This window comes from Palleronia abyssalis, assembly GCF_900302445.1.
Taxonomy (GTDB): domain Bacteria; phylum Pseudomonadota; class Alphaproteobacteria; order Rhodobacterales; family Rhodobacteraceae; genus Palleronia; species Palleronia abyssalis.
On record NZ_ONZF01000003.1, the window covers coordinates 47,387 to 73,643 of the forward strand.

Below are 26,257 nucleotides of genomic sequence, written 5' to 3' on the forward strand. Positions count from 1 at the left end.
CCCGCCCCACCTACGGCGCCGCGGTCAGATCGCCCGGGCCAAGTCCCCGCCGATCAGGCGCTCGTGGCTCTGGATCGCGAACCGGTCAGTCATCCCGGCGATATAGTCCAGAACGATCCGCGCCAGCGCCACTTCGCCTTCGGCCTCCTCAACATCCTTGCGCCATTGCTTGGGCAGCAGATCCGTCCGCTCCATGAACAGCGGAAACAGTTCCTCGATAACCTGCGTCACCTTCGCGCGCATCTCGACCACGCCGGGCGCGCGGTACATACGGTGGAACAGGAACGACCGGATCACCTTCAGCTTCTCCCACACGCCCGGCGAGAACCGCACCACCGCGCGTCCCGCATGCCGCACGTCATCTGCCGACCCCGGGGCGACTTCGGCCAAAGCCGCCTCGGCCTCGGCGATCACATCCTCGACAAGCAGGCCAAAGAACCGACGCAGCGCCTCGTGCCGCCGCCGGTAGTAGTTCAGCCCGGGATACAGCTCGTCCACCCGCGCGAAACATTCGTCCAGCAGCGGCAGCTCGGCTAGCTCGTCCGTGGAAAACAGCTCGGCCCGCAGCCCGTCATGCAGGTCGTGATTGTTGTAGGCGATGTCGTCGGCCAGTGCCGCCACCTGCGCCTCGGCGCTCGCATGGGTGCCCAGCTCCAGGTCGTGCCGCGCCACATACGCGGCCAGCGCATACGGCACGTCCCCCACCACGGGACCGTTATGCTTGGCGATCCCCTCCAGCGTCTCCCAGGTCAGGTTCAGCCCGTCGAACTCGGCGTAATGCCGCTCCAGCGAGGTTACGATGCGGATCGCCTGCGCGTTGTGGTCGAACCCCCCGTAAGGCGCCATCAGCTTCGACAGCGCCTCCTCGCCCGTATGGCCGAACGGCGGGTGGCCCAGGTCATGCGCCAGCGCCACCGCCTCGGTCAGGTCGCTGTTCAGCCCCAGCACCCCCGCGATGGTCCGCGCAACCTGCGCCACCTCGATCGAGTGGGTCAGCCGCGTGCGGAAGTAATCCCCCTCATGCTCGACGAACACCTGCGTCTTGTGCTTCAGCCGACGGAAGGCGCTGGCATGGATGATCCGGTCCCGATCCCTCTGGAACGGGGACCGGAACGTCGAATAGCTCTCGTCATACAACCGCCCGCGGCTTCCACCGGGGTCCGAGGCATAGATCGCGGTCACGGGCGGCGCTCCTTGTTCCATGGGGCCGCATCCCATATATTCGGCGTATCCTAGGAATTACAGGCGGATCGAACCATGAACCTTCCCCCCAAAGTCACCGACCGCGCCTTCGCGCGCCTGTCCGAGATCAACGCCGCCGCGCAAGGCCAGGCCCTGCGCGTCGCGGTCGAGGGCGGCGGCTGCTCGGGCTTCCAGTACGAGATCAAGCTCGACGCCCCCGAAGAGGACGACCTGATCCTCGAAAAGGACGGAGAGCGCGTGCTGGTCGACCAGATCTCCCTGCCCTTCCTGGCCGGAGCGGTGATCGACTTCACCGAAGAGCTCATCGGCGCCCGGTTTACGATAGACAACCCGAACGCGACGAGTTCATGTGGGTGCGGGACTAGCTTTGCGATGTAGCTTATCGAATTCGTGAGCGAACGTTTCTGATCGGAGGGCGTCACGCAGTCGCTCCCTCGACACACTGCTCGCATCCATGTCCTGTAGCTTTTGCAAAAGTCCTTCCACTTCCTGACGCGTGTCATTGCAGAACTTAATAAAGTTTTGCTCGTCACCGCACATTCGGTTGATTTCCGCTGCAATCTTCTCCACCTTATTGGATCGAAGATCAAAGACCCTTCCTCTACCTACCGTCTTCAAGCCGAGCCTAAATAGAACATAAAACTTATAAATGTTATTCGAACGTTCAAGTTTTCGGTTTCTAATTAAGTAGTCGAAGCGGTAGCTAGCATAGCCAGCAGAGTGATATGGAAGAACACTATGTGCCTCCACAAAAAATTTATCGCTATACTCGCGTCTAATGCCGCGTGCATCACGAGCAGCGCGATGTGGCTGAAAAATGAACATCGCAGCCACAGCCTTCATTAGATCGGACGGCCGCAACACCCTAGTTCGCTCAATAGAAGCGTCACGATATTGATTTTCTCTACGCTCAAGATACAGCTTCTCGTCGCCAGCTTTCTGCCCACAAAACTCTTCGAGATCTTTCATAAAAGGCTTTAGCGCCCAGAACTGCTCTTCCTTGACCGCGTTTTGACTGTTTGTCCCGATTATGATGCTAGTTATAAAATCGTTATCGGCCGACCCGATAAGCCGGAAAGGAACCGAGACCCCCTCCAAAGAATCGCGGCACTCGAACAGAATGTTGCTTGTCTGACAACCGTTTACTATTTGAAAGTCTTCAACAAGAAACCGGTCGCCAGTTCGATTAATCCCGCGAGCCACCACAGTCACGCCATTATTTCGAAAGACAAAGCCAAGGCGTTCACCAGACTCGATATCCTGCATAATTTTCTTATTTATTGGCGAAGCAGGATCAAAGTCTCGTATGTTGTCAAAAAAAACACTCTGGTTGATCTCTGGACCAGCCTGCGTCTCTACCGTGGCAAGCCGCAACAACTGTTCACCGTCAACAAAGCCGATGAAGGCCTGAGCTACATCGGGATGCAAAGGCAAAGTTTTGTTATCGGGAAACTCGATTTCCTGAGAGTTTGCGCTCGTCGCGGACCTATAAGATTCCTGAAGCTCTTTCGCACCCAGAAGTTCAATATGGATCTCTGAAAACAAGCTCATGTCATCTAGCCTTGAGCGGCTCGCCTCTATTAGCCGCTCAATTCTTTGAACTCCCTCATATTTTCCGGTCGAAACAAAGTAAAGATAGATCGAGGGATTCCTACGCAGTGCAGAACTATATACTGCCCGAATAGCTCCAGCCAGATCATCCAGCTGATCGCTCTCTCCATCCATGCCTCCGCTGAAGAAGTCGCAGACCCCATCAAAAAACTTTGACATTTCACCGTAGTCAAAACCTTCGCTACGCTTGGCCTGAAGGAAGGTGAACGAAATCTGAGCATCCTTGGAAGAACTAAGGCCAGCCTCCGCGTCATCCGTATTCCCGACCAGATCTCCTCCTATGGTGATTCCACATCCGTCAATTCCGAACTCATCGCCGCGCAAATGTAGATCGAAAGGGTCAACGTTCTCCTTGAGGCGACCGTTGACTACGGAGAATACACTATAAACCTCAAAATAGCTAGCGTCACTCATCTCCGCCACTGGATTGGCGTCTTTGAATTGTTTGAGTTGCGCCGCGACTACAGGGTTCATTTCAAATCCATTTTTGGTAGGGATTGACACTAGGATATCTATCTGCGAGCGCTTCTCAAGGTAAAAGTGGCATCAATTCCCGCTTAGACCACCGATCTAATACCAGTGTGACTACATGAACATTTTTCATCGCTGCCGCGGATGAGATCAATGAAAATCGCCACCTTCAACATCAACGGGGTCAAGGCCCGCCTGCCCGTGCTGCTCGACTGGCTGGCCGAGTCCGCGCCCGACGTCGCCTGCCTGCAAGAGATCAAGTCCACGGACGAGACCTTCCCGAGAGAGCAGATCGAGGATCTGGGCTATACCCTCCACACCCACGGGCAGAAATCCTTCAACGGGGTCGCGATCCTGTCGAAGCTCCCGCTCGAGGATGTGACGCGCGGCCTGCCCGGCGACGAGGCCGACGAGCAGGCCCGCTATATCGAGGCGACCGTGATGGGCGATCGGGCCGTGCGGGTCTGCTGCCTCTACCTGCCCAACGGCAACCCCGCCCCGGGGCCGAAATACGACTACAAGCTGGCGTGGATGGAGCGTCTGCGCGCCCGCGTGGCCGAAATCATGGCGCTGGAGGAACCGGCCGTCTTCTGCGGCGACTACAATGTCATCCCGAATGCGCGCGACGCGGCCCGTCCCGACAAATGGACGGCGGATGCCCTCTATCTTCCCGACACGCGCACGGCGTTTCGCCGGCTGATGCACGGCGCGGGCCTGACGGATGCCCTACGCGTGCGGGACGGGAATTCCGGTCTCTACACCTTCTGGGACTACCAGCGCGGCGCGTGGGAAAAGAACGACGGGATCCGCATCGATCACCATCTGCTGACCCCGCAAGCCGCTGATTTGCTTGAGGATTGCCGGATCGAATCCGACCTCCGCGCGCGTGAAAAGCCATCGGATCACGTACCCGTTTGGATAACGCTGGCGGCCTGACGGAACAACGTCCCCGGCCTTCTGTTGATGGCCCATGACACAGCGTGAAACCCCTTGTTTTACAGGCCCGACCGCCCTTCTGGCGACGCTTGGCCTCGCGCTGTTCCTGGCCCTCTCACCCGCCCACGGCGGCAATGAAGGCCCCGCCTATGCCAAGGGCGATACACTCCCCCCCGACACCCCCCTCGCCGCCGTCTTCCCCGGCCTCGACCTACCCCGCCTCGACAAGACCGAAGGCTATATGCGCTTTGACGAATACATCTACCGGGCGAAGCGAAAAACGCTCATAGTTCTGGAAGTCATCGAAATCGGGACCGTAATTCTGTGGTAGCGGCCTACTCGGCCGCCACCTTCCGCGGTTGCAGCATCGGCTTGAGGTACTGGCCGGTGTGAGATCCCGCGACTTCGGCGACCTCCTCCGGCGTGCCAGTCGCCACCAAGGTCCCGCCCCCGGTGCCGCCTTCGGGGCCGATATCCACGATCCAATCGGCCGTCTTGATGACGTCCAGATTGTGCTCGATAACCACGACCGTGTTCCCTTGATCCACCAGCTCGTGCAACACCTCCAGAAGCTTCTTCACATCCTCGAAATGCAGCCCGGTCGTCGGTTCGTCCAGGATATAAAGGGTCCGTCCCGTCGAGCGTTTCGCCAGTTCCTTCGATAGCTTCACACGCTGAGCTTCGCCCCCCGAAAGGGTCGTCGCCTGCTGCCCGACCTTGATATAGCCCAGGCCCACCCTGACCAGGGCGTCCATCTTCTCCCGGATAGAGGGGACGGCCTGAAAGAAACTCTGCGCATCTTCAACCGTCATATCAAGAACGTCGGCTATGCTCTTGCCTTTGAACTTTATTTCCAGGGTTTCGCGATTGTACCGCGCGCCGTTGCAGGTCTCGCAGGTAACGTAGACATCGGGAAGGAAGTGCATCTCGATCTTGATGACACCGTCGCCCTGACATGCTTCGCAGCGACCGCCTTTCACGTTGAAACTGAAGCGCCCGGGCTTGTACCCGCGGGTCTTAGCTTCGGGCAGGCCCGCGAACCAGTCGCGGATCGGAGTGAAGGCCCCGGTATAGGTTGCCGGGTTGGACCGTGGTGTCCGACCTATGGGGCGCTGATCGATATCGATCACCTTGTCGAGATGCTCCAGTCCCTTGATCGTCTCACACGGCGCCGGTGTATGCCGCGCCCCGTTCAGCCGCATGGAGGCCGTCTTGAACAGCGTCTCGATTGTCAGGGTTGATTTGCCACCTCCCGAGACGCCGCTGACGCAGACGAATTTGCCCAACGGAAAGTCGACCGTGATGTTCTGAAGGTTGTTGCCACGTGCTTTCACGACCGACAGCTTCTTCTTGTTGCCCTTCCGCCGCTCATGCGGGACCGCGATCTCGCGCCGGCCGGCGAGGTAATCGCCCGTGACGCTGGATGGGGTGTCCATCACCTCCTGCGGAGTGCCGGCCGCAATCACGTGACCACCGTGAACACCGGCGCCGGGGCCGATATCAAGAACGTAATCCGCCTCACGGATCGCTTCCTCGTCGTGTTCGACGACGATCACGGTGTTACCTTGATCCCGAAGGTTCTTCAGCGTCGTCAAGAGCCGGTCGTTGTCCCGCTGGTGCAGACCGATGGACGGTTCATCCAGCACATAAAGCACGCCGGTCAAACCGCTCCCGATCTGCGAGGCCAGTCTGATCCGCTGGGACTCGCCCCCCGACAGGGTGCCCGCGTTGCGCGACAGGGTCAGGTAATCGAGGCCCACGTTGTTGAGGAACCCCAGACGTTCCCGGATTTCCTTCAAGATGGCGCGCGCGATCTCGTTCTTTTGCTTGGACAGTTTAGCGGGCACAGAATCGCACCAATCCAGCGCCTCGCCGATGGATTTCTGGACCACCTCGCCGACGTGGTGATCGGCGATCTTCACGGCCAGCGCTTCGGGGCGCAGGCGGTATCCGCTGCAGACTTCGCAGGGCCGATTGTTCTGATAGCGCTCGAACTCCTCGCGGATCCAAGTTGAGTCCGTTTCGCGATACCGGCGTTCCATATTCGGGATCACGCCCTCGAACGACCGTTCGACCTGATAGACGCGACCGCCTTCGTCGTAGCGGAACTTGATCTCTTCGGCGCCCGAGCCGTACAGAAACACATCCTTCACGTTCTGCGGCAGGTCCTTCCACATGGTCGAGGACGAGAAGCCGTAATGCTTGGCCATTGCCTGGATCGTCTGGGTGAAATACGGGGATTTTCCCTTGCGCCACGGGGCGATGGCGCCGTCCCCGATCTTGAGGTTAGCATCCGGTACCATCAGTTCGGGGTCGAAGAACAGTTCGACCCCCAAGCCGTCGCAGGCCGGGCACGCGCCAAAGGGCGCGTTGAACGAGAACAGGCGCGGCTCGATCTCGGGGATGGTGAAGCCACTGACCGGGCAGGCGAAGTTCTCGGAGAACGTGATACGCTCCTGCTCTCCTTCTTCCTCGCGAGGTGCGGTCTCGAGGATCGCGATCCCGTCGGCAAGGTCCAGCGCCGTGCGGAACGAGTCGGCAAGCCGCGTCTCCAACCCTTCGCGCACGACAATGCGGTCGACCACCACATCGATGTCATGGCGAAACTTCTTGTCGAGGGTGGGCGGCTCGTCCAGCTCGTAAAACGTGCCGTCGACCTTCACGCGCTGGAAGCCCTGCTTGCGAAGCTCAAGGAACTCTTTCCGATACTCGCCCTTCCGGTCGCGAATGATGGGCGCAAGGAGGTATCCGCGGGTGCCCTCCTCCATCCGCATCACGGTGTCGACCATGTCCTGAACCTGCTGCGCCTCGATAGGCTTGCCGGTCGCGGGGGAATACGGCGTGCCTGCCCGCGCGAACAGGAGACGCATGTAGTCGTAGATTTCAGTGACAGTGCCCACGGTTGAACGCGGGTTTTTCGACGTTGTCTTCTGCTCGATCGAGATCGCGGGCGATAGACCACTGATGTGATCAACGTCCGGCTTTTCCATCATGTCGAGGAATTGCCGCGCATAGGCCGACAGCGACTCGACATAGCGGCGTTGCCCTTCGGCATAGATCGTGTCGAAGGCCAGCGAGGACTTGCCAGAGCCGGAAAGCCCGGTGATCACAACCAGCTGGTCGCGCGGAATATCGACGTCTATACCTTTGAGGTTGTGTTCGCGCGCGCCGCGAACCTCGATCTTCTTCAGCTCGGGCATGGGACCTCCATAAGGATCGCCGCCTCAGATAAACAATGATGTGGCAGATACCAGCGGGTGATGCGAACATTCATAGAACACGCCGGTTATTGTGTCCATCAGCCGCGGCGTTTGCGCCGAATATAGGCGATCACCAATCCAGCGGCCCCGATCAGTGAGACGAAATACCCCACGGGGACCAACCAGTGTGGATAGATCAGTGCCGTGTCCGCGTCCACGGCCGGATCGGTGGACAGACCTTGTGAAGCATAGACGACGATCACGCCGACAAGGGTGACACCCCCCCAAAACCACATACTGCGCATGGCTAAATCCTTTCTTCCCGGGATCAATGCACCCTGGTGCGCTCCGTTCCGTAGTTCGCCGCTTTTCGTGACAACGCCCAAAGCGTTCCCAGCCCGCCGAACGCGATCACCATTGTGCCCAGCCACAGCGTGGGCGGCCCGCCCACGCCCAGCGCGGCCGCGAAAATGGGTGTGCCCAGTGTGGTACCAACATTGCCCATCTGCGCGATCCCCCCCGTCGAAAGGGCCTGGTCGGCAACCGTGCGATTCAGATGCGGGATCAAGGCGAAACAGGCGCCGGGAACCAACCCCATGGTGGTGAACAGTCCGAATATGGGCCACGTCCCGCCAAACCAGCCTGCCGCGGCGAACCCGGCCGTGCAGACGAAACCGGCGGCAGTCACCGACTGGGGTGGAAATCTTTTCGACAGCCACCCGGCCCCAAACGTGCCGAGAAGGCTCAGCAGCGGCAGGCTGACGGCAAGGCCGGGCCGGTCCAGCGCGACGGGAAGCAACGTGACCAGCGCCACGAAGAGAACCGTGTAGAAGACGAAGCAAAGTCCCGGCATGGCCCGGTTCGGGGCGATGTATATCCTGCGGTGCAGATCCAAAGGGGCGAACAGGATTCGCTGCCGGGGCTGTGGCGCCAGCAACGGCCCGATGATCATGGCAATCCAAGCAAGCCCGACGGCATGGGCCAGGAACAACCCGTCCAGCCCAAAGCGTGCCACCAGCGGTGGGAAAACCACAGCGCCCAGCGCGAAAGCCACGCCGAAGAACATGGCCCACAAACCCATCGCGACCGGACGCCCGCTTTCGGACGCCGCGCCGGCGATCAGAGTCGGTGCAGCCACGACAATCAATGTGTGGGACATCCCCTCCAGGACTCGCGTCAGCGCCAGCAGCGGAATCGGCAACCAGACCATCTGGATGGCGGATAAGGCGGCCCCCAGCCACAGTGCGAAGAGCAGAACGCGACGCGCCCCGAGACTTGCGACGACATTCCCCGCAACCGCCCCCAACACGATGCCGACCAGCCCAACGATCGACACGAGCCATGCGACATCCGCCGGGGAACTGCCGTATCGGATTGCGACCACCGGCAGAAGCAGAGAGATCTTCGCGAATTGCCACGCGGCCAGAAGCCCCGCCGTGAAAAGAAGCAGGATCAGGGGCCAATCGGATCGGTCGGGGACATGTGGCATGCCCCCCTCAAACGCCCGAAACCGCCCCGAGGCAAGGTCCTACGACCGTTTCTTGCGACGCGAGCGTACGACACTGAAGACCATCATGCCGGCCCCGAAAACGAGAAGAAGCCAGCCGAACCAGACCAGACCGGTGTCCCGTTCATAGACGCTGGTGGCCATCTCGTCGGCCATGAACATCGGACGCAGCACGACGATGCTCAGCCCGGCGACAAGCATCGCGATCGAGGCCCAAATACTCCGCATGATCGACTCCCTTAGCGGTTTTGCCGATCAACCGGGTCGGGCCAGACAAGGTTCCCGCCTAAGCCGGATCACGCCGCGGCGCGGGTCTCGCGCACCACAGCGCCATAGCCGCCGTTCTGAAGGAACTCGAACTCAGCCGGATAGGTCTCGCGCCCCAGCGTCTCGTTGCGGTGGGGGAACCGGCCGAAACGACGAATGACCTCGCGATGCGCACAGGCGTGGATCAGGTTATCCTCTGCCTCGGGCATCCGGGCGTGGAACAGGCGCACACATCGTTCTTGATCGCTCAGGTTCTCGGAATGCATGAGGGGCAGATAAAAGAACTGACGCGATGGCGGGTCGATCTTCATATCCCACCCACGGCCGATCGCCACCTTCGCCGCGGCCAGCGCGACGGGATCCAGTGCGAAGCTATCGGAATGACCCCGCCACATGTTCCTCGGAAACTGGTCCGTCACGATGGAATAGGCAAGCGTCCCGGAGGGGTAGGTCAACCAAAGTGACAGGCCGCCCGCCCGCGCCTCGACCCAGGTCGCGGCAAACCGGTCACGGCAGGCCTGGTCCAGATCGTCGTCCTGCTTGTACCAACCTTCCGGACCGACCTCGTCCAGCCAGAAGGACAGAACTTCTTCGGGTGACGCCATGGTGAATGCTCCTCTTGGGTCCCCAGTTACCGTAGCGTCACAAATGCCGGGGCCTTACGCAAGGGCCGTTCCGGGTCATTCTTCATCCTGTTGCTCGGCCGCCCATTCCTGACCCGCGGTCAGGCCCACCGACGAAACCGATGGGGTAAGCACGACATAGGCGCCCGTCTCGTCGGAACTGGGCGCGGTCCGGCGGGTCATCCGGTAGGCCGCGTAAGCAGCCAGCAGCGCAAGAAGGGCGCCCACGAAAACCCAGAACCCGCGCGGACCGATCGCCGTCATCAATCCACCGATCGCCAGCGGACCGGCGACGGCGCCCATCCCGTTGATGAAAAGCAGCCCGCCCGACGCCGAGGCCATATCGTCGTATTCCAGATAATCTGCGGTGTATGCGATCAACAGGGAATAAAGGGGATTGATCATCCCGCCGACGATGAAGCCCACCGTGATCAGAATCGACAGACTGGGCGGCAACACGACGCCGGCCAGGCTGGCGACAACACCGATAACCGAACATCCCAGGATCAGCAGGCGGCGGTCGACGCGGTCCGAGATCCAGCCGACGGGGTATTGCAGCAGCAGCCCGCCCATGAAGATCGCGCCGATGAACGTCCCGATCTCGGTAACGGTCAGTCCGGCCTGTGCGCCGTAAACCGACGCCATGCCGAACTGGGCCGAATACATGCCGCCCGAAAGGAACATGCCCACGCACCCCAGCGGGGACGACTGGAACAACCGCTTGAGGCTCATGGGTTTGGTCGAGGCGAAAGGTGGTGTCGGCGTGATCGACAGAAGGATGGGCGCGAAGGACAGCGACACCAGAACGGACGGAATGACGAACAGGATGAAGCCCGACGGGTCGCCCAGGACGATCACCGACTGCGCCGTCACGATTCCGCCCATCTGAACGATCATGTAGATCGACAGCGCCTGACCGCGGTTCTCGCTGGTCGTGGCGTTGTTCAGCCAGCTTTCTGCGGTGACATAGACGCCCGAAAAGCAAAATCCGATGATCACCCGAAGGGCGATCCAGGCCCATGGCTCGGTGATCGACGGGTAAAGGATCAGGACGGCGGATATAAAAGACGCCAAGGCGGCGAAGACGCGAACATGCCCGACCCTCCGGATCATCTCCGGCGCCAGACGCGATCCACCCAGGAATCCGGCGAAATAGGCCGCCATGACAATCGACATCTCGAAGGTCGAGAACCCCTCGATATCACCACGGATACCCAGAAGGGTGCCCTGCATCCCGTTCCCGATCATCAGAAGGCCCATGCCCAGAAAGAGGGCCCAGGCGCTGCCCAGAACTGCAATCATTCCCGTCATCTCCTTGTCGGCGCCTGCCCCCAAGGGCGGACGCCGAATGTGCTGCGGCCGACTCGATTCGTCGAAATCGCGCCTATCAAACGGGTAAATACTTCAACAGGGTAAATCGTCGGACACTATGCCATGGTAGACATTCGCGCCCGCCACAGCTCTCGCTACATGCCGCGTGCGGCCTCCAACACCTCGTCCACGTGGCCCGGCACCTTCACCTTGCGCCACTCGCGTACCACGCTCCTGTCGGGCCCGATCAGGAAGGTCGAGCGTTCGATCCCCATGGAGGTCTTGCCGTACATCTTCTTCTCGACCCAAGTGCCATAGCGTTCGCAGACATCGCCCTCCTCGTCCGACAGTAGCGCCACCGTCAGACCGTGCTTGTCGCGAAACTTGTCCTGCTTCTTTACCGGGTCCTTCGAAATCCCAAGGACCGTCACGCCGGCCGCCGCGAAATCGTCGGCGGCATCGGTAAAACCCTTGGCCTCCGTCGTGCATCCGGGCGTATCGGCCCGCGGGTAGAAGAACAAAACGACGGGGCCTTCGATATCCGACATTCGAACGGTCTCGCCCCCGTCGCGGGGCAGCTCGATCTCGGGGGCGGTCTGGCCGGTCAGATCCATCGGGGGTCCTTTCCATGTTGCACTGCGCCCAAAGGTGCGATGCCGCGGAGAAAAGGCAACGCCCGACGCGGACGTGATCGGAACGCGCCGGTCTGACCGTGGCCAAAGGCTCTCAAAGACGTCAGATTGCCGCCGATGGCAGGGCAGGCAAAACCAAGGCGCAAACGGCGACCGGGCGTGATCGGGCACAGCATCCTGCTGGCCACCGGGTTCGTCATCGCGTTCCTGGCAAGCCTGGCTGCGCTGGCACTTTCTGACACACGCCTCGCCTTGCCCGACGCCCTGGTCGACCGGGTTCAGTCGCGCATCGACGCGCGCCTGGGCGGCATCGACATAGACCTCGGCCGGATCACGGTCGAGATCGACCGCCGCGGCATACCGCGAGTCTACCTCGAACGGGTGCGCCTATCGTCACCAACGGGCGCCGATCTTGCCAGCCTGTCGGAAATCGGGGTCGCCATCTCACCGGCCGCCCTCCTCGAAGGGCGCATCGCTCCGCATGTGCTGCGCGTGGGCGGGGCCGACCTGATCTTGCGACGCGATCGCGACGGCCGGTTCGAGATCAGCTTCGGCGGCGGCGGCAGCTTCACGGCCGAAACACCGGGCGCTCTCCTCGACCTCGTCGAAGACGCGTTCGACCGCCCCCCTCTCGACCGGGTCGTGCGGGTGGAACTGCGCAACGCCGCAATCGCGGTCGAGGACGCGCGCACCGCCCGCGTCTGGCAGATCACCAATGGCAGCGCGGTGCTGACCCGCGACGACGAGGGGCTGGATTTCGGACTGAACGCCGACCTCTTCAACGGGTCGGACACCCTTGCACGGCTGCAACTGTCGATCGCCACGGACTTGGACGATTCCAGCGCCCAGCTGCGGGCCGAACTGGATCGCGTGGCCGCGTCGGACATCGCGCTGCAATCCCCTGCCCTGGCGGTCCTGTCGGTCCTGAACGCGCCGATCTCCGGCGCCCTCCGGACCACCTTGGCGGCCGACGGCACGCTTGACGGACTGGCGGGCACGCTGCAGATCGGCGCCGGCGCGCTCAGCCCGCGGGCCGAGGCGCGACCGCTGTCGTTCGGCGGCGCGCGCGCCTATTTCGACTTCGACCCCGCGACAAACCGCATCGCCTTTTCCGAGGTCGCCGTCAGCGCCCGCGAAGGGTCGGCCCGCCTTTCGGGCCATGCCGACCTGTCCGAGATCGGGCCGAACGGCTTTCCCCGCGCGCTGCTGGGTCAGTTCAGCGTGGATCGACTGCGTATCACCACGCCCGACCTGTTCCCCGAGCCTGTGGAGGTTCGCGGCGGTTCCGTCGATCTGCGCCTGCGGCTCGACCCTTTCACCGTGGAAGTCGGTGAATGGGCCCTTCCGTCCGACACGGGCCAGCCGAAGGATGCCCTGCGTGGCACTGCCCGGGCGACAGCAGGCGAGGACGGCTGGTCCGCCGACCTCAGTCTGCGGACCCAGCAGATGCAGGCGACGCGTCTGCGCCAACTCTGGCCGGTTCCGGTGGCGCGGAAGGCGCGGGCGTTCTTCCTGGAACGGGTCGAGGCCGGCACGATCATCGACCCCGTCGTGTCGCTCCGCATGCGCCCCGATCTGCCCAAGCCCCGGACGGATATCAGCTTCGGGTTCACCTCCGCGAGCGCCCGGGTAGTGCCGTTCCTGCCCCTCATTACCGAAGCTGCCGGGTTCGCCAACCTTGCCGACGGGCGCTTCTCGCTGCGCCTCGACGAAGGGCGAATGACCCCCGCGGGCCGGTCCCCGGTGAACCTGTCAGGCACGACATTCACCATTCCCGAAACCCGCCTCCGGCCGCCGCCGGCCGAGATCGATCTCGTGACCGAAGGGCCGCTGGCATCGATCCTAGCCTTGGTCGACCGCCCGCCCCTTTCGGTTCTGTCGCGCAGCGACCGAAGCCCCGACATCGCCCAGGGCACCGCGTCGGGGCGGACGCTGATCGAATTGCCCCTGAAAAAGGGCCTGACGATAGAGGATGTCGCGTTCGACGTTTCCGGCACCATCACCGACTTCCAGTCGGACAGCGCGGTGAACGGTCGATCGATCCGGTCGACCAGCGTCGATGTCGCGGTCGACAAGGACGAAATCCGGGCCGATGGCGCCTTCACCTTCGACGGCGTTCCGTTCCGCGGGGCATGGATCCAGAACCTGTCCGGTCCCGACCGCGGCAAAGGCTCGGTCGAGGGGACGGCGACGGTATCGGACGACAGCCTGGCTGCCCTGGGCATCGCCCTGCCCGACGGGCTGCTGAGCGGAACCGGAACGGCAGATATCCGCGTGGACCTCGCCACGGGACGATCCCCGCGGCTGACGGCAAGCTCGGACCTGTCCGGGATCGGCATGGCAGTCGACGCCGTCAACTGGCGGCTGCGTCCGGATCAGAAGGGCAGCTTCGACCTTGCCGCGACGCTAGGCGCGACGCCTGTGGTTGACCGGATACGGCTGGATGGGCCTGGCCTTTCGGCGCGCGGCAGCGTGCGCCTAAGCGATGGGGGCGGGTTCGGGGCGCTGACGCTCGACCGTGTCGTGCTGGGCGATTGGCTGGATGCGAGTGTCCAGATCACGGCCCGCGGCACCGGCCAACCCCCGGCCATCGCCGTCACGTCCGGCAGCGTCGATCTGCGCCGGGCCCAACTGGGGGGCAGTGGCGAAGGCTCCGGGGGTGATCGCGGTCCGGTGACCCTGCGCCTCGACCGGGTGACGCTGACTGACACGATCGCCCTGCGCGATGCGCGCGTGGACCTGTCCGCGGGATCTATCCTGTCGGGCAGTTTTAGCGGTCTCGTCAATGGCGGTGTTGCTGTCGCGGGCGCCCTGCAGGGCGAGGCGCAGGGCACCGCGATCCGCGTTCAGACCCACGATGCCGGGGCGCTGCTGCGCGACGCGGGACTGGTGGACCGCGTGCAAGGCGGCCAAATGGAGGTCATCCTGCGCCCTACCGGCGCGCGCGGCACCTACGAGGGGCAGGCCCGCGTCCTGAACCCTCTGTTGCGCGATGCACCGGCGGTTGCTGAACTCCTCTCGGCAATTTCGGTGGTGGGACTTTTGGAACAGCTTGGTACATCCGGCATCCCGTTCGAGGAGGTCAGCGCGGAGTTCCGCGTCGCGCCCCAGCGCATCACGCTCTACCGGTCCTCGGCGGTCGGAGCGTCGCTTGGCCTCTCCATGGATGGCGTGTACGACACCGTGAACAAGCGAATGGACATGCAGGGCGTGGTGTCGCCGATCTATCTTCTCAATCGCATCGGCTCGATCTTCACCCGGCGGGGCGAGGGGCTGTTCGGCGTGAACTTTACCTTGCAAGGGCCGGTCTCGGAGCCGCAGGTCGGGGTGAACCCGCTGTCCATCCTGACCCCGGGCATGTTCCGCGAGATCTTCCGACGCCCGCCCCCGGTGCGTCCGACCCAATGAGACAGCCCATGCGCCTTTCCGATTTCGACTTCGACCTTCCCGACGACCTTATCGCCGTCCGGCCCGCGCGGCCCAGATCCTCGGCCCGGATGCTGGTGGCGCAAGGTGCGCGGATCACCGACGCGCACGCCTATGACCTGCCCGACTGGCTTCGACCCGGCGACCGTCTGGTGTTGAACGACACCAAGGTCATCCCCGCCAGACTGACAGGCCGGCGCGTCCGTGACGGCGGCGAGGGCGCGAAGATCGAAGTGACGCTGCTGGAGCCACGCGCCGAGGGCACATGGACCGCGCTTCTCAAACCCCTGAAAAAGGTGCGCGACGGCGAGGTGGTTTGGTTCTCCGAAGGCTTCTCGGCCACAGTCGAAGGGCGCGACAGTGGACAGGCCACCTTGCGCTTCAACCTCGACGGCGACGATTTCGACGCCGCCCTCGCCGCAGCCGGTGCGATGCCCCTGCCCCCCTACATCGCCGCCAAGCGCGCCGCCGATGTCGCCGATCGCGAGGATTACCAGACAGTCTGGGCCCGGCATCAGGGCGCGGTCGCCGCCCCGACGGCGTCGCTGCATTTCGACGAGGCGCTGCTTCAGGCGCTGGCCGACCGTGGTGTCGGTTTCACCCACGTCACCCTGCATGTCGGCGCGGGGACTTTCCTGCCGGTTAAGGTGGACGACATCCGCGACCACAAGATGCACGCCGAATGGGGCGAGGTCAGTCAACAAGCCGCCGCCGAGATCATGGAAACGAAGCGCCGGGGCGGTCGGGTGATCCCCGTGGGCACCACGGCCCTGCGCCTGATCGAAACGGCCGCCACCGACCACGGGGTGATCGCCCCGTGGCACGGCAACACCGACATCTTCATCACGCCGGGTTTTTCGTTCCGGATCGCCGACGCGCTGATGACGAATTTCCACCTGCCGAAATCCACGTTGATGATGCTGGTTTCGGCCTTTCTGGGCGTCGACGAGATCCGCGCCGTCTATGACCACGCCATCGCGCAGTGCTATCGCTTCGTTTCCTACGGCGACGCCTCGCTTCTGATCCCAGAAGACCGCCCGGCATGATCCGCGCGCTGTACGAGGGCGAGGATCGCAAGGCGCTGGCGTTCCGGGGCGCCCTGTTCGTCTTCGACCTGGCGACCATCGCGTATTTCCTGCTGACGGCCACGGCGACCATCGACTCGACGATCCTGGCGGTCGACCTTGCCATCAGTGTCTTCGTCGCCGCAGATCTGATCGCGCGGTTCTCGATCTCCGACCATCGCTGGAAGTTCTTTCTCTCGGTTACGACCTTGGCCGATATCGTGGTCATCGCGACACTGCTCGTCCCGCTGTTCGCCGGGTCGAACCTGGCTTTCCTGCGTGCCTTGCGCATCCTTCGGCTGTTGCGCGGCTTCCACCTGATGCGTCAACTGGACAATGTGTTCCAGGTCATCTCGGTCAATACACGGGTTTCGGTCGCTGCCGCCAACCTTCTGGTGTTCATCTTTGTCGTCACGTCGATGGTCTGGGTCCTCGAACACGACAAGAACCCGGGCGTCGAAACTTATGTCGATGCGCTTTACTTCACGATCACGACCCTGACGACGACGGGCTACGGCGACATCACCCTCACCGACCGTGCCGGGCGGATTCTCACGATCTTCATCATGCTGTTCGGGATCGGGTTCTTCCTGAAGCTGATCCAGGCGCTGTATCGCCCCGACAAGGTCGAAATCGAGTGTTCCGAATGCGGGCTGAAACTGCACGACCCTGACGCCAGCCACTGCAAGCACTGCGGAACGGTCATTAACATCCCGACGGAGGGTGAGACCTAGGCGATTCTCAACCGATGCTTGCGCACGGATATGCGTTATTCCGAAATGCGGTCCGCAAGTCCCCACAGAATCGGCAGAATCTCGCCGAACACGGCCGGTTTCCGCGCGCAAGTCCCGGGGTATCGGCAAAATCGTTGCGGGGCCGTGTGTCGCCCGGTAGGCACAGATCAAGCCGGGAAGCGGCAGCCGCTGGCGAAAAAACAGCACAAGGGGACGAAATTGCTGACAGTTCGAAGGTCATTCGTAGGCGACGCTCTCGCGCGCGCCTTCCCGGAACGCCGGCTTTTCCTCCGCTCCGACACCGAAACGCGCTTCGTCCGCCTATCTCCTGCGACGCAATTCTTCGCCATATCGGGCTCTGCCCTTGTCGTCGGATGGACCATCCTTGCCTCTGCCGTGATCTTGATGGACTCCGTCGGCGCCGACGGCCTGCGTGACAACGCGGCGCGCGAGCAGGTGACCTATGAACAGCGCCTGAACGAGATGAGCACCAAGCGCGACACGGCGCTGGCCGAGGCCGGCGCGGCGCAGGAACGGTTCAACGCCGCGCTTCAGCAGATCAGCACCATGCAGTCCGAGCTTCTGGCATCGGAAACCCGGCGCGAGGAACTGACCCGCGGGATCGAGATCGCGCAGGCCAACCTCAAGAAGGCGATCGCCGAACGGGACGCCGCGCAGACCGCACGCGACCAGTTCGCCGCCCGCCTCGACGGAGATGCCGGGGCGACCGCCGAACTGGCGCGCCTGGACGATTACCAGGCCACTATCGACTTCCTGGCGTCGGCCCTCGATTCCACCGCGACGCAGCGCGACTCGATGTCCGACCATGCGGACGAGGCCGAAGCCTTCGCCGAGGAGATGATCCTCGAAGCGCGCCTCCAGCAGGATCGCCACGACAAGATCTTCACCCAGCTCGAAGACGCGCTGTCCATCTCGGTCGCGCCGCTCGACAAGATGTTCCGCTCCGCCGGTCTCAACACCGACACGCTGCTGAACTCGGTGCGGCGCGGCTATTCGGGCCAAGGTGGCCCGTTGACCCCGATCAGCTTCTCGACCAAGGGCGAAGCGCCGGACGAGACCAGCGTGCGTGCCAACGGCATCATCGAGAAACTCGATCGCATGAACCTCTATCGCCTGGCCGCGGCCAAGGCCCCCTTCGCGCTTCCGGTCGACGGAAGCTTCCGCTTCACGTCTGGCTTTGGCCCGCGCTGGGGACGGATGCATAACGGCACCGATTTCGCAGGCGCCCACGGCACGCCGATCGCAACCACCGCCGATGGCGTCGTAACCTTCGCAGGCCGCCAGTCCGGCTACGGCAACCTGGTCAAGATCAAGCACGATTTCGGGATCGAGACGCGCTACGCTCACATGTCGGCAATCCACGTCAAGGTCGGTCAAAGGGTCTCGCGCGGGGACCGGATCGGTGATATGGGCAATACCGGACGCTCGACGGGCACCCACCTTCACTACGAGGTCCGCGTGGGCGGCAAGCCCGTCAATCCGATGACCTACATCAAGGCAGCGCGCAATGTTTTCTAAATCCAAAATCAACGAGCCCGGGCCGAAACAGGGCGGTGAGGCCGTGAAACCCTCGAGCGAGACTTCCATGAACGCACCCAAGACCAACACGTCCTCGACCGCGCCCAAGGCCAAGCCGCCGGCATCGATCCTGTCCTCGGATCTGACAGTGAAGGGCAACCTGAAGACCACCGGCGACATCCAGATCGAAGGCAACGTCGAAGGCGACATCCGTGCGCATCTGCTGACTGTCGGTGAAGGCGCCGTGGTCAAGGGCGAAGTGATGGCTGACGACGTCGTGGTCAACGGCCGCATCGTGGGCCGCGTCCGCGGTCTCAAGGTTCGCCTGACCTCCACCGCGCGGGTCGAGGGCGACATCATTCACAAGACGATCGCGATCGAATCCGGCGCCCATTTCGAAGGCTCCGTCGCCCGCCGCGACGATCCGCTGAACACCCAGGGCGGTGGCCAATCCCGCCAGCCCATGGGAAGCACCGGAACGTCCAGCCCCGCTCCGGCCGCGTCGAACGCGCCGGCGACCAGCGGCTCCTCCGAAAGCTGAAGCACAACGGTATGAGAGACCAACGGGCGTCCGGCAATGCCGCGACGCCCGTTTTTCGTTTGCAGGCTCCCGACTTGAGCCCGGATTCGAGAATCAGAATCGCAACCGCCGTTACTATGCCTGACAGCCACGGCCAATAAGGCACTTGAGGCCGTTGTCCTGGCAGAAACCAGCGGTCACCGGCCGTTCTAATCTAGGATTTGAACATCGCTCAGATCGTCTTCTCCGAAATCTCGAGCAGGAATACCTGTGGGGCCAGAACTCAATGCAATCTGGCCGACCCCGCCAGCGCCGCTATCTGGGTTTGGATGACCGCCCCCATCCTCCTCTCTACCGTCGGGTCGCATGGCGACCTTTTTCCCGTCATCGCGGTTGCGCGTGCGTTGGAAGAACTTGGACAGCCGGCACGGCTTGCGCTCTCGCCAGAGGATGCCCTGATCGCTCGGGCCCATGGCCTCGATGCCTTCGACTTCGGCCCCTCGCAGACCGAACTTCTCGATCGGCTCGGGCTCGATCCGGACGGTCTGGCGCGACAGATATTTCGCAATCCCTCGCCGATCCTCACGCGCGGGACCTACCCAATGCTGGCCGACTTGGCACAACGCCTGATCCCCGAGGCACAAAAGGCCCGTGCCGTTTCGGCAACCCTTTTGGCCATGGCCGCCCCCTTGGCGGCCGAGGTTACCCGAACGCCTTTCATCCCCCTTTTGCTGCAACCGATGCTGCTGCGGTCAGCCTTGGACCCGCCGCGCATTCCCGGTTTCAGCCCCCCGATGGCGGCAAAGCCCCGATCGCAAGCTACGCGCACCTGGAACCGCGCCTGGCTTCGGGTCATCGACGCAGAGTTTTCGCGGCGCCACGCCCGGGATCAATCCCGCACCCGTCGTGACCTTGGCCTTCCCCCGACACGAGCGGTCCCCCTCTTTGGTCATGCGGCGGAACCGATTGCGCAACTGGGCCTGTGGGATCCCGCCTTCTCCAAGGCACCGCCTGATCGCCCCGTCACGCTTACCGGCTTCCCGAAGCCACCCGGCACTCCTTTGCCGCAGGACCTTCTCAATTTTCTCAACGCCGGGCCTGCGCCATTTGTGGTCAGCCTGGGAAGCGTGTCGCACAATCTTGGCGGCCCGGCCTTCTACAGCGATTGCTGCGCGCTCGCCCGAAGCGCCGGTCTGCGGGCCGTCTTCCTTGCGGGTCCCTCTGCCACGCCGAACGCTCCCGACCTCTTCACCCTTCCGGCGGCATCCCACGATGCGCTGTTCCCCCGCGCAGCAGCCGTTCTGCATCACGGCGGGATCGGCACAACGGGGGCTGCATGCCGCGCCGGCATCCCGCAACTCATCATGCCACTCGGCGCCGACCAGCCCGATAACGTGGCGCGGGTAGAGCGCGCCGGCATCGGGCGCCGCATCCGCCGCCCTTCCGAGGCCGCCGCCGATCTCGCCGCAATCCTCTCGCCGGAAACACGGGACCGAGCCCGCGACATCGCCGAAAGGCTTATTCCCGACGGCGCCGCGACAGCCGCCCGCGCGCTTCTCCAAGCCGTCGAGGGCGGCCATTCACCCTTGTAAAACACCCCGGAGGAGCCGCACAGCGGCGGGGGCAGCGCCCCCCGAGTCCCGACCGTCATTTCAAGACTTCGCTAAAGCGGCCCGAACAAGCCCCCAGCTTCCGCGATCATTCTGCCAGGTGACAGGCCACGCGGGTCGATCCGATCCACCTCAACTCTGGCCGATCCACGCTGCATCGGTCGACCGCAATCGGGCAACGGGGGTGGAACGGACAGCCCGAGGGCGGATCGATCGGGTTCGGGATTTCGCCCTTGGGCGGGTCGATCTCGCGCCCGAAGGCATCCATCTTGGGCGCTGCCTCGAACAGCATTTGAGTATAGGGATGCTTGGGGTCTTCGAACAGGCGATCCCGCGGCGCCTCTTCGATCAGAGCACCCAGGTAGAGGACCCCAATCGTGTCGGCCATATGGCGCACCACCGTCAGGTCGTGGCTGATGAAAAGATAGCTCAGACCCAGATCCGCGCGCAAATCGGACATGAGGTTCAGGACCTGGCTCTGTACGCTGACATCCAGCGCGGATGTCGGCTCGTCGCAAATGATCACTTTCGGCTCGCCGGCCAGCGCCCGCGCGATACAGATACGCTGACGTTGCCCGCCCGAAAACTCGTGGGGGTACTTGCCGGCATCTACGGCGCTTAGACCCACCTTTTCCAGAAGCGCCTCGGCCAGACCGTCGGTCGCTTTTCCCTGCGCGACCGCAGGCTCGGCGACGATGTCGCGGACCTTCCAGCGCGGGTTGAGAGAGGCATAAGGGTCTTGGAAGATCATTTGCAGGTTCGCCCGCACCTCAACTCGGCGCTCGCCCTCGGGCTCGGTCGCCAGATCGACCCCCATGACCTCGACCGACCCCTGCGAGGGCGGCAGTAGCCCCACGACCATCTTGCCGATCGTAGACTTGCCCGAGCCGCTTTCCCCGACCAAAGCATAGCAGGCGTTCTCCTCGATCTCAAACGAGACGTCGTCGACGGCCCGCAACCGTGCCTTTGGCAGCCGCTCGATGACCCGGTTCAACCAAGGCTTCGAGACATCGAAGACGCGGCTAAGGTTGCGGACCCTGACGATCGCGCTCATGTCTCGGCCTTTTCGGTCAGGGGGAACCAGCAGGCGGCGCGGCCGCCATCCACGGACAGGTCTGGCCGGGGATCGTGGCGGCATTTCTCGCCCACCCGGTCGCAACGCGGATGAAAGGGGCAGCCCGCCGGCAGGTTACCCAGCCGTGGCATCGATCCAGGAATTTGGCGCAGGCGTGCCTCTCCCCGGCTGGCATCGGGGGTCGAGGCCATGAGGCCGGCCGTATAAGGGTGGTGCGCGACCGTCACCACATCACGAACCGGGCCAAGCTCGGCCATGCGACCCGCATACATGACGGCCACGCGGTCGGCGGTCTCGGCAATGACCCCCATGTCGTGCGTGATCAGCATGACGGCCAACCCCTTCTCGCGGCACAGGCGCTTCAGCAGGGCCAGCACCTGGGCCTGCACGCTGACATCCAGCGCGGTCGTGGGTTCGTCCGCGATCACGACCTCGGGCTCGGCGCACAAGGCAAGCGCGATCACGACGCGCTGGCGCATCCCGCCCGAGAACTGGTGGGGATAGCTGTCGATCCGGTCCTCGACCGCTGGAATCCCTACGTCATCAAGGGCGGTCATCGCGCGACGTCGTGCCTCGGGCTCTGAAACATCAAGATGCTGCAAGATTGTTTCTGTCAGCTGGTCACCGATGGTCAGAAGCGGGTTCAGCGAGGTCAGCGGGTCCTGGAAGATCATCCCCATGCGCTTGCCCCGGATCCGGCGGATTGCGTCGCCCTTCGTGGTGTGAATCGGCTCGCCCTTCAGCATCACCTGCCCGGCCGAGATTCGCGCGGGCGGGTCGAGAAGGCCGATCACCGCGTTTCCGGTCATCGACTTGCCTGCGCCGCTTTCGCCGACGACGCCCAGGATCTCTCCCGCCGCGATGTCGAAAGACACGTCGTCCACGGGGCGCAGAATACCCCGGCGGCCGGGGATCTCGACGGTCAGGCCCTGGACCGACAATACGGGGTCGGTCATGCGCGCAACTTCGGGTTCAGGGCATCTCGCAACCAGTCCCCCAGCAGATTGATCGACAGCGCCAGCGCCAGCAGCGTGGCCGAGGGGAAGATCAGGATCCACCATTCGCCCGAGAACATGAACTCCTGCCCGATGCGGATCAGCGTGCCCAGCGATGGCTTGGTCGGCGGCGCCCCCACGCCCAGAAAGCTGAGCGTGGCCTCGGCGATGATGGCCAGCGCCAGCGAGATCGTGGCGATCACCAGCACCGGGTTCAGCACGTTGGGCAGGATGTGGCGCAGCATGATCGCATTGCCGGACCGCCCGACCAGCCGCGCGGCCTGCACGTATTCGCGGTTCTTCTCGACCAGCGTGGCGCCGCGCACGACGCGGGCGAACTGCACCCAATCCGACAGGCCGATGGCCAGGATCAGCACCCAGATCGCCACCTGGTCCCGGTATTCAGGGGGCGTGATCCCCTGGGCAATGCCGAAGATCAACATGGCCACCAGGATCGCCGGAAAGGTCAGTTGCACGTCCGCGATGCGCATGATGATCGTCTCGACCCAGCCACCCACATAGGCCGCGATCAGCCCCAGCGTGACGCCGATGGTCATTGCCAGCAGCACCGCCGCAAAGCCCACGAACAGCGAGATCCGCATGCCGTATAGGATGGTCGAGAACACGTCCCGCCCCTGGTCGTCGCTGCCCATCACGAAGACGTCGCCAGTGAACTGGTTGGCTGTCCCAGGCGGCGTGAAGCCGTTCATCAGGTTCAGCGAGGCCGGGTTGAAAGGATCGTAGGGGGCGATCAGCGGTGCGAACACCGCACCGAGGACAAGCACGACGACCACGAAGGCGGACACCATCGCGACGGGCGAGCGGGTGAAGGAGTATATGAAATCGCTCTCCCACGCGCGGCGCAGGCGGGACGGTCGCGCCTGCATTTCGGGCGGGCGGTGATCGGGTGTGTCGGTCACGTCAGTGCCCTTTCGCAGCCGACCGATCGACGCGCAGGCGCGGGTCGATGGCGAAATACAGAAGATCCACGATCAGGTTGATGCCCACGAACATGACCGAGATCATCATCAGATACGCGGCCATGACGGGGATATCCACGAATTGGATCGCGTTAATGAACAACAGGCCCACGCCCGGCCACTGGAACACCGTCTCGGTTATGATGGCGAAGGCGATAATGGATCCCAACTGAAGACCCGTCACCGTGATGACGGGGACCAGCGTGTTCTTCAGCGCGTGGCGGAAGTTGATCGCCCGTTCGCGCAGACCCCGAGCCCGGGCGAAGCGGATATAGTCTGTGCGCAGGACCTCCAGCATCTCTGTCCGGACGAGGCGCATGATCAGCGTCATCTGATAGAGGCCAAGCGTGATCGCGGGCAGGATCAGCGCCTTGAGGCCACTGACGGTCAAAAAACCAGTCGTCCAGAACCCCAGATCCACCACTTGCCCCCGCCCGAAGGATGGCAGCCATCCCAGCTCAACCGCGAAGATATAGATCAGCAGGACCCCGATCAGGAAGGTCGGTAGCGATACGCCGATCAGCGACAGCGCCATGATACTGCTGGAGAGCGCGCCCGACTTGCGAATGGCGGTGAAGATCCCCAGCCCGATCCCGCCGATCAACGCCATCAGCCCCGAGACGAAGGCCAGCTCAAGCGTGGCGGGCAGACGTTCGACCAGGATCTCTCCGACCGGGCGGCCCTGGCGGTAGCTCAGCCCGAAATTGCCCTGCGCGGCTTCTTTCAGGAAATTCCAGTATTGCACGAAGAAAGGCTGATCCAAGCCCAGCTGGTCGCGCAGACGCTCTATATCGGCCTGCGTCCGCTCTTGCCCCAGCATGTTGTCGATGGGGTCGCCGACATAGGTGAACATGGAAAAGGCGACGAACCCGGTGACCAGAAGCACCAGGATCGACTGTCCGACCCGCCTGATGGTGAATGCCAGCACGCCCCGTCCTTCAGTTCACAGTAACCCAGCGCAGGTTGAAGAAATTGTCCTCGCGCTGTGTCAGGTCGACATTGTCCGCCGCCCCCCAGAGAAGGGGCTGCACGTAAAGAGGCACATAGACCGCGTCGTCCTGAACGATCTGCGCGATCTCGTCCAGCATGGCCTGCCGGGCGTCCTCGTCGATCTCGGATTGCACCTGCGGCAGCAGTTCGTCGATCCGGTCATTTGAATAGCCACCAAAGTTCCAGGTGCCGATGCGGTCGGTCTGGGTGGCCACGAGGAAGCGGATCGGGTGTTCGGCGTCGAAGGTGCCCGGCGACCAGCCCAGAAGGTACATGTCGAACTGGTCCTCGCGCAACTCGGGCCAGTAGTTGCGCACCGGGATCGCATCCAGCTGCGCGTCCAGCCCCACTTGAGCCAGCATCGCGACGGTGGCCTGGCAGACGCTTTCGTCGTTGATGTAGCGGTCGTTCGGGCATTTCAGCAGGAACGAGAATCCGTCGGGGTATCCGGCTTCGGCCAGCAGCTCCTGCGCGCGCTCGGGGTCGTAGGCCGGGCGATCGGGCAGCGCGTCCGAGTAGCCGCGCATCGCGGACCCGACCAGTTGGGACGCAGGCTCGGCCGAGCCGCGCATGATCGTTTGCAGGATCGCGGGTACGTTGACCGCATGGGCGACGGCTTGGCGGACGCGGGCATCCTGGAATGGATTACCGTCGGTCTCTCCGCCGATCAGCGTGTCCTTGTCCATGGAAAAGCCATACATGATCACCCGCGCTTCCACACCGCGGATCAGGCGGACATTGGCGGCGGCCTCGACCCGGTCGGCGTCCTGCACGGGAACGGGCTCGATCATCTCGACCTCGCCCGACAGCAGGGCCGCAACCGCGGTGGCGGAATTGTCGATGGGGGTGAAGATGCCTTCGGTCACGTTGCCGCGGTCCTCGCCCCACCAGCCGTCGAACGGCTCCAGCACAGTGCGCAGGCCCGGCTGACGGTCGGTCACACGGTAAGGGCCGGTGCCGTTGGTGTTCAGCGTGGCATACCCGGCCTCGGTGGTGGCCGGCCGTTCGGCGCCGTTCGCCTCGGCCCAGCCGGAGTCCATGATCAGCCAGTTCGCGATGGAGTCCGGGAAAATCGGGTTCGGGGCTTTGGTGCGGATCTCGACGGTATAGTCGTCGGGGGCGGTCACGTCGGTTACGCCAGCGAACCAGCTTGCGGTGTCTGCCCCCTCCGACGCGGCGCGCTCATAGCTGAACACAACGTCCTCGGCCGTGAAGTCCGACCCGTCGTGGAAGGTCACGCCCTCGCGCAGGGAAAAGCGCCAGCCCTCGCCGTCGCCGATGGGCTCCCAGGCGGTGGCCAGGGCCGGTTCGATGCCCATGACGCGGTCGCGGCGAACGAGTCCCTCATAGACGTTGCCAAGGAAGCTGAGGACCGGGGTCGAGTTGTTCGCGTGCGGGTCCAGCGTCGACGGATCGGTCTGGCTGGCCCAGCGGAACGTCTCGGCCGATGCGGGAACGGCGGCGGCGAACGCCAGAACGGTCAGGGTCGAACGGATCACGATGCGTTCCTTCGTTGAAGATGACGTTGGGCCGTCATGTGCGCGCCGCCCGGCTTTCCTGCCG

General features: G+C 63.3%; 23 protein-coding genes. 9 read left to right on the forward strand and 14 right to left on the reverse strand.

Annotated features, from left to right (window positions below):
- Positions 1–24: 24 nt before the first annotated feature.
- Positions 25–1,182, reverse strand: a complete 1,158-nt coding sequence (locus tag PAA8504_RS07580) for a deoxyguanosinetriphosphate triphosphohydrolase (protein WP_108893589.1) — start codon at positions 1,180–1,182, stop codon at positions 25–27.
- 75 nt (positions 1,183–1,257) lie between these two features.
- Between PAA8504_RS07580 and PAA8504_RS07585 the strand changes: the two genes are divergently transcribed.
- On the forward strand, positions 1,258–1,581 hold the full coding sequence (locus PAA8504_RS07585; protein ID WP_108893590.1) for a HesB/IscA family protein: 324 nt from the start codon (positions 1,258–1,260) through the stop codon (positions 1,579–1,581).
- On the opposite strand, the gene PAA8504_RS07590 is transcribed toward PAA8504_RS07585, so the two are convergent.
- On the reverse strand, positions 1,549–3,288 hold the full coding sequence (locus PAA8504_RS07590) for an AIPR family protein (RefSeq protein WP_108893591.1): 1,740 nt from the start codon (positions 3,286–3,288) through the stop codon (positions 1,549–1,551). The genes PAA8504_RS07585 and PAA8504_RS07590 overlap by 33 nt on opposite strands.
- A gap of 150 nt (positions 3,289–3,438) precedes the next feature.
- On the opposite strand from PAA8504_RS07590, the gene xth reads away from it, so the two are divergent.
- Together xth and PAA8504_RS07600 are read left to right on the forward strand one after the other, a co-directional pair.
- Positions 3,439–4,221 (forward strand): exodeoxyribonuclease III, encoded by a 783-nt coding sequence (gene xth / locus PAA8504_RS07595; protein ID WP_108893592.1) that lies wholly within the window; start codon positions 3,439–3,441, stop codon positions 4,219–4,221.
- Between the two features lie 34 nt (positions 4,222–4,255).
- Positions 4,256–4,552: a hypothetical protein gene (locus PAA8504_RS07600; RefSeq protein ID WP_108893593.1), complete on the forward strand. Its 297-nt coding sequence runs from the start codon at positions 4,256–4,258 to the stop codon at positions 4,550–4,552.
- A 4-nt stretch (positions 4,553–4,556) separates the two neighbouring features.
- Here the strand turns inward: PAA8504_RS07600 and uvrA are convergent, their stop codons facing one another.
- The 7 genes from uvrA to PAA8504_RS07635 form a co-directional block, all read right to left on the reverse strand.
- A complete protein-coding gene (uvrA, locus tag PAA8504_RS07605; protein ID WP_108893594.1) occupies positions 4,557–7,421 on the reverse strand; it encodes an excinuclease ABC subunit UvrA in 2,865 nt (954 codons plus the stop codon).
- A gap of 98 nt (positions 7,422–7,519) precedes the next feature.
- Complete coding sequence (locus tag PAA8504_RS07610) at positions 7,520–7,726, reverse strand: hypothetical protein (RefSeq protein WP_108893595.1); 207 nt, start codon at positions 7,724–7,726, stop codon at positions 7,520–7,522.
- A gap of 23 nt (positions 7,727–7,749) precedes the next feature.
- Positions 7,750–8,910 carry an MFS transporter gene (locus PAA8504_RS07615; RefSeq protein ID WP_108893596.1) on the reverse strand — a complete coding sequence of 387 codons (1,161 nt, stop codon included), beginning with the start codon at positions 8,908–8,910 and terminating at the stop codon, positions 7,750–7,752.
- 39 nt (positions 8,911–8,949) lie between these two features.
- Positions 8,950–9,156: a hypothetical protein gene (locus PAA8504_RS07620; RefSeq protein ID WP_108893597.1), complete on the reverse strand. Its 207-nt coding sequence runs from the start codon at positions 9,154–9,156 to the stop codon at positions 8,950–8,952.
- Positions 9,157–9,224: 68 nt separating this feature from the next.
- Positions 9,225–9,800 carry a DUF924 family protein gene (locus PAA8504_RS07625; protein ID WP_108893598.1) on the reverse strand — a complete coding sequence of 192 codons (576 nt, stop codon included), beginning with the start codon at positions 9,798–9,800 and terminating at the stop codon, positions 9,225–9,227.
- Positions 9,801–9,875: 75 nt separating this feature from the next.
- Entirely contained in the window at positions 9,876–11,120 is a 1,245-nt protein-coding gene (locus PAA8504_RS07630) for an MFS transporter (protein WP_108893599.1), read from the reverse strand.
- 164 nt (positions 11,121–11,284) lie between these two features.
- Positions 11,285–11,743, reverse strand: coding sequence for a peroxiredoxin (locus PAA8504_RS07635; protein ID WP_108893600.1), 459 nt, complete (start codon positions 11,741–11,743; stop codon positions 11,285–11,287).
- 177 nt (positions 11,744–11,920) lie between these two features.
- Here PAA8504_RS07635 and PAA8504_RS07640 point away from each other — a divergent pair, with 177 nt between their 5' ends.
- The 6 genes from PAA8504_RS07640 (at position 11,921) to PAA8504_RS07665 (ending at position 20,636) form a co-directional block, all read left to right on the forward strand.
- Entirely contained in the window at positions 11,921–15,169 is a 3,249-nt protein-coding gene (locus PAA8504_RS07640; protein ID WP_108893601.1) for a hypothetical protein, read from the forward strand.
- Positions 15,170–15,177: 8 nt separating this feature from the next.
- Positions 15,178–16,233 (forward strand): tRNA preQ1(34) S-adenosylmethionine ribosyltransferase-isomerase QueA, encoded by a 1,056-nt coding sequence (gene queA, locus PAA8504_RS07645; RefSeq protein WP_108893602.1) that lies wholly within the window; start codon positions 15,178–15,180, stop codon positions 16,231–16,233.
- Positions 16,230–16,985 (forward strand): ion channel, encoded by a 756-nt coding sequence (locus tag PAA8504_RS07650; protein WP_108893603.1) that lies wholly within the window; start codon positions 16,230–16,232, stop codon positions 16,983–16,985. Before queA ends, PAA8504_RS07650 begins: the two co-directional genes overlap by 4 nt.
- Positions 16,986–17,207: 222 nt before the next feature.
- Positions 17,208–18,524, forward strand: coding sequence for a M23 family metallopeptidase (locus PAA8504_RS07655; RefSeq protein WP_370739685.1), 1,317 nt, complete (start codon positions 17,208–17,210; stop codon positions 18,522–18,524).
- Complete coding sequence (locus PAA8504_RS07660; protein WP_108893604.1) at positions 18,514–19,065, forward strand: bactofilin family protein; 552 nt, start codon at positions 18,514–18,516, stop codon at positions 19,063–19,065. The genes PAA8504_RS07655 and PAA8504_RS07660 overlap by 11 nt, the downstream gene beginning before the upstream one ends.
- A 308-nt stretch (positions 19,066–19,373) precedes the next feature.
- A complete protein-coding gene (locus PAA8504_RS07665) occupies positions 19,374–20,636 on the forward strand; it encodes a nucleotide disphospho-sugar-binding domain-containing protein (RefSeq protein ID WP_146190463.1) in 1,263 nt (420 codons plus the stop codon).
- 106 nt (positions 20,637–20,742) lie between these two features.
- Here the strand turns inward: PAA8504_RS07665 and PAA8504_RS07670 are convergent, their stop codons facing one another.
- Genes PAA8504_RS07670 through PAA8504_RS07690 form a run of 5 tightly spaced genes read right to left on the reverse strand, consistent with a single transcriptional unit; the run spans position 20,743 to position 26,193 of the window.
- Entirely contained in the window at positions 20,743–21,708 is a 966-nt protein-coding gene (locus PAA8504_RS07670; protein ID WP_108893606.1) for an ABC transporter ATP-binding protein, read from the reverse strand.
- Complete coding sequence (locus PAA8504_RS07675) at positions 21,705–22,685, reverse strand: ABC transporter ATP-binding protein (protein WP_108893607.1); 981 nt, start codon at positions 22,683–22,685, stop codon at positions 21,705–21,707. Before PAA8504_RS07675 ends, PAA8504_RS07670 begins: the two co-directional genes overlap by 4 nt.
- Complete coding sequence (locus tag PAA8504_RS07680) at positions 22,682–23,611, reverse strand: ABC transporter permease (RefSeq protein WP_108894058.1); 930 nt, start codon at positions 23,609–23,611, stop codon at positions 22,682–22,684. Before PAA8504_RS07680 ends, PAA8504_RS07675 begins: the two co-directional genes overlap by 4 nt.
- A 34-nt stretch (positions 23,612–23,645) precedes the next feature.
- A complete protein-coding gene (locus tag PAA8504_RS07685) occupies positions 23,646–24,632 on the reverse strand; it encodes an ABC transporter permease (protein WP_108893608.1) in 987 nt (328 codons plus the stop codon).
- A 10-nt stretch (positions 24,633–24,642) separates the two neighbouring features.
- The gene (locus PAA8504_RS07690; RefSeq protein WP_108893609.1) at positions 24,643–26,193 is read right to left on the reverse strand and encodes an ABC transporter substrate-binding protein; all 1,551 of its coding nucleotides are present in this window, start codon (positions 26,191–26,193) and stop codon (positions 24,643–24,645) included.
- Positions 26,194–26,257: the final 64 nt, after the last annotated feature.

Excerpts from the sequence above, each read along its gene's own strand:
- PAA8504_RS07585 (WP_108893590.1), top strand. The coding sequence starts at position 1,258 with ATGAACCTTCCCCCCAAAGTCACCGACCGCGCCTTCGCGCGCCTGTCC.
- PAA8504_RS07590 (WP_108893591.1), bottom strand. The coding sequence starts at position 3,288 with ATGAACCCTGTAGTCGCGGCGCAACTCAAACAATTCAAAGACGCCAAT.
- xth (WP_108893592.1), top strand. The coding sequence starts at position 3,439 with ATGAAAATCGCCACCTTCAACATCAACGGGGTCAAGGCCCGCCTGCCC.
- PAA8504_RS07600 (WP_108893593.1), top strand. The coding sequence starts at position 4,256 with ATGACACAGCGTGAAACCCCTTGTTTTACAGGCCCGACCGCCCTTCTG.
- uvrA (WP_108893594.1), bottom strand. The coding sequence starts at position 7,421 with ATGCCCGAGCTGAAGAAGATCGAGGTTCGCGGCGCGCGCGAACACAAC.
- PAA8504_RS07610 (WP_108893595.1), bottom strand. The coding sequence starts at position 7,726 with ATGCGCAGTATGTGGTTTTGGGGGGGTGTCACCCTTGTCGGCGTGATC.
- PAA8504_RS07615 (WP_108893596.1), bottom strand. The coding sequence starts at position 8,910 with ATGCCACATGTCCCCGACCGATCCGATTGGCCCCTGATCCTGCTTCTT.
- PAA8504_RS07620 (WP_108893597.1), bottom strand. The coding sequence starts at position 9,156 with ATGCGGAGTATTTGGGCCTCGATCGCGATGCTTGTCGCCGGGCTGAGC.
- PAA8504_RS07625 (WP_108893598.1), bottom strand. The coding sequence starts at position 9,800 with ATGGCGTCACCCGAAGAAGTTCTGTCCTTCTGGCTGGACGAGGTCGGT.
- PAA8504_RS07630 (WP_108893599.1), bottom strand. The coding sequence starts at position 11,120 with ATGATTGCAGTTCTGGGCAGCGCCTGGGCCCTCTTTCTGGGCATGGGC.
- PAA8504_RS07635 (WP_108893600.1), bottom strand. The coding sequence starts at position 11,743 with ATGGATCTGACCGGCCAGACCGCCCCCGAGATCGAGCTGCCCCGCGAC.
- queA (WP_108893602.1), top strand. The coding sequence starts at position 15,178 with ATGCGCCTTTCCGATTTCGACTTCGACCTTCCCGACGACCTTATCGCC.
- PAA8504_RS07650 (WP_108893603.1), top strand. The coding sequence starts at position 16,230 with ATGATCCGCGCGCTGTACGAGGGCGAGGATCGCAAGGCGCTGGCGTTC.
- PAA8504_RS07660 (WP_108893604.1), top strand. The coding sequence starts at position 18,514 with ATGTTTTCTAAATCCAAAATCAACGAGCCCGGGCCGAAACAGGGCGGT.
- PAA8504_RS07665 (WP_146190463.1), top strand. The coding sequence starts at position 19,374 with ATGACCGCCCCCATCCTCCTCTCTACCGTCGGGTCGCATGGCGACCTT.
- PAA8504_RS07670 (WP_108893606.1), bottom strand. The coding sequence starts at position 21,708 with ATGAGCGCGATCGTCAGGGTCCGCAACCTTAGCCGCGTCTTCGATGTC.
- PAA8504_RS07675 (WP_108893607.1), bottom strand. The coding sequence starts at position 22,685 with ATGACCGACCCCGTATTGTCGGTCCAGGGCCTGACCGTCGAGATCCCC.
- PAA8504_RS07680 (WP_108894058.1), bottom strand. The coding sequence starts at position 23,611 with ATGCAGGCGCGACCGTCCCGCCTGCGCCGCGCGTGGGAGAGCGATTTC.